Origin of the sequence: Collinsella sp. HCP28S3_E9, assembly GCF_052065455.1 — a bacterium.
In the GTDB taxonomy this organism is placed as follows: Bacteria; Actinomycetota; Coriobacteriia; order Coriobacteriales; family Coriobacteriaceae; genus Collinsella.
The window spans coordinates 1-2256 of record NZ_JBQHTZ010000032.1 but is presented as its reverse complement, the minus strand read 5'-3'; the positions used below and the strand labels follow the sequence as shown (position 1 = coordinate 2256).

Below are 2256 nucleotides of genomic sequence, written 5' to 3'. Positions count from 1 at the left end.
TGTTAGCGTCAATCTATTTTTCACCAGTTTCGCTAAACAGGCGCGCCGTTCGCGCAAAGGCGGTTTCACCGGTTGCGCTAACGTATTTTCACCGATTCCGGTCACGGCTTGACGGGACCGTCCCTCGGCAGGTCCTTCAGCCTGTAGGACCTGCCGGTTATCTTGACCAGGTGGCAGTGGTGGCACACCCTGTCCGCGATCGCGCTCGCCGCCACGTCGTCCCCGAACACCCTGCCCCAGCCGCTGATCCCCACGTTGGTGGTGATGATCGTCGAGCGCTGCTCGTAGCGCGTCGATATCAGCTGGAACAGCAGGTCCGCGCCCGCGCTGCCGACGTCGAGGTAGCCGAGCTCGTCGATGATCAGCAGCCTCGAGTGGGCGTAGTACCTGAGCCTCTTCTTGAGGATGCCGCGCGACGAGGCGTCCTCCAGGTCCTCGACGAGCCGGGCGCAGTCCACGAACCTGACCTCGCGCCCCGCCCTGACCGCCTCGATGCCCAGCGCGACGGCGAGGTGCGTCTTGCCCACGCCGGGGCTCCCCACGAACAGGACGTTCTCGGCCCGCTCGACGAACCTCAGGGTCGCGAGCTCCTCGATCTCGGCGCGCGGGACCGACGGCTGGAAGTCCCAGTCGAAGTCCGCCAGCCCCTTGACGTAGGGGAACCCCGACGACCGTATGCGCTGGCTGGTGATCCTGACCTCCCGGGCGGCGACCTCGACGCGCGTCATCTCCTCGAGGGCGGAGGCGAAGCCCCGCTCGCCCGCGGCGACCATCCTCACGTAGTCGGGCAGGGACGCCGCCATCTCGTGCAGCCCGAGCGCGGAGAGGTTCGCCTGCGCCCTGATCGAGGGGCTGCCCTCCGCGACGGCGCCCATCACGCCCCTCCGAGCGAGTCGAGCAGCGCGAGGTTGGCGCGCGCGGCCTCGGCGATGTCCGCGTCGGCCAGGCCCCGCTTCCCCTCGAGGGCCTGCCCGTAGTGGTCGGGGTCGTAGTTGATGGGCCTCGACGGCCCGGACGCGGCGTCGTGGACGGCGACCTCCTCGCCGGCCATCCTCACCACGACCTGGCCGCCGGGCATCGCCACGACGCTCACGCGCCGGCCGATGCAGCGCCTGGGCACGGACCACTCCCTGCCGGCGGCCCTGACGAGCATGGTCGGCGGGACGGTCTGGACGCTCACGTCGCCCACCATCGACTCGAGGAGCCGGAGGTTCCCGATGGGCCGCAGGCACTCCTTCTCCCGCATGAACAGCACGTCGGGCGGCAGGCCGGTGGTGCGGTTCGGCTCCGAGTTGGCCTGGGCCTCGACCCGGGCCACCGCCTCGGCGAGGCCGCTCCACCCGGTGAACTCGCCGCCGTAGGCGAGCAGGCGGTTCAGGAAGCGGTTGGCCGACTCGTCCTTGCCCTTGGTCTGCGGCGAGCGCGGCGCGCAGAGCCTGAGCTCGAAGCCGGCCTCCCGCGCGAACCGCCACGCCCTCTCCTGCCTGGTCCTCCTGCGGCCCGAGACGGTCACCAGGCACGACATGTTGTCCGTGATGCACTCCTCCGGGACGCCGCCGAGGCGGGTGAAGGTGGCGAGCAGGCAGGACAGCAGGTCGTCGAGCGTGCGGCTCCTGACCGGTATGAAGCGGTGCTTCCGGGAGTAGCCGAGCGTCGCGGTGAACACGCTGAACTCGAAGACCTCGCCCTCCGAGTCGACGAGCCTCATGCCCTCCTTCCAGTCGAACTGCAGCTGCCTGCCCGGGGGCGTCTCGAACCGCGGGTGCGGCTCGCGGCCGCCCGCGCCCCCGAAGGGCACGTCGCGGGCCCGGCACCAGGCGGTGAAGGCGCCGTACCCGGGCAGCCCCTCCCCGCGGCCCTCGCGCAGGAACGCGTAGACGGCCATCTTGGTCATCCCGGGCAGCTGGGCCTTCGAGCGGATCACCTCCTCGAGCGGGTCGAAGGCGCTGCCCCTCGCGGACCTGCCGTCGGCGGCGGACTCGCCCTCCCGCCAGTACTTGGCGACCGTGTGCCGGTCCATGCCGTGCCTCCTCGCGATCTCGCTGAAGTTCGGCTTCGCGCCGGACCCCCTGTAGACGTTCAGCTCTCCCATTACGTTTCGCTCCATATCCCGCTCCTCCCGGGTCGGATACCCGATCGGAGCATAGTTCCGTTAGCGCAGTTGGTGAAAGTACGTTAGCGGGGTCGGCGAAAGCGCGTTAGCGCATTCGGCGAGATGCGTTTGCGAAAGTGGTCAATTTTAGATTAGCGCTAACA

At 69.4% G+C, this 2256-nt stretch carries 2 protein-coding genes; both read right to left on the bottom strand.

Annotated features, from left to right (window positions below; all coding sequences use genetic code 11):
* Window positions 1–101 precede the first annotated feature (101 nt).
* Window positions 102–875, bottom strand: coding sequence for an IS21-like element helper ATPase IstB (gene istB / locus ACTNA2_RS09000; RefSeq protein WP_439793957.1), 774 nt, complete (start codon window positions 873–875; stop codon window positions 102–104).
* Complete coding sequence (istA, locus tag ACTNA2_RS08995; RefSeq protein ID WP_441049377.1) at window positions 875–2107, bottom strand: IS21 family transposase; 1233 nt, start codon at window positions 2105–2107, stop codon at window positions 875–877. Before istA ends, istB begins: the two co-directional genes overlap by 1 nt.
* Window positions 2108–2256 lie beyond the last annotated feature (149 nt).

Coding starts and splice junctions, on each gene's coding strand:
- istB (WP_439793957.1), bottom strand. CDS start 875: ATGGGCGCCGTCGCGGAGGGCAGCCCCTCGATCAGGGCGCAGGCGAAC.
- istA (WP_441049377.1), bottom strand. CDS start 2,107: ATGGAGCGAAACGTAATGGGAGAGCTGAACGTCTACAGGGGGTCCGGC.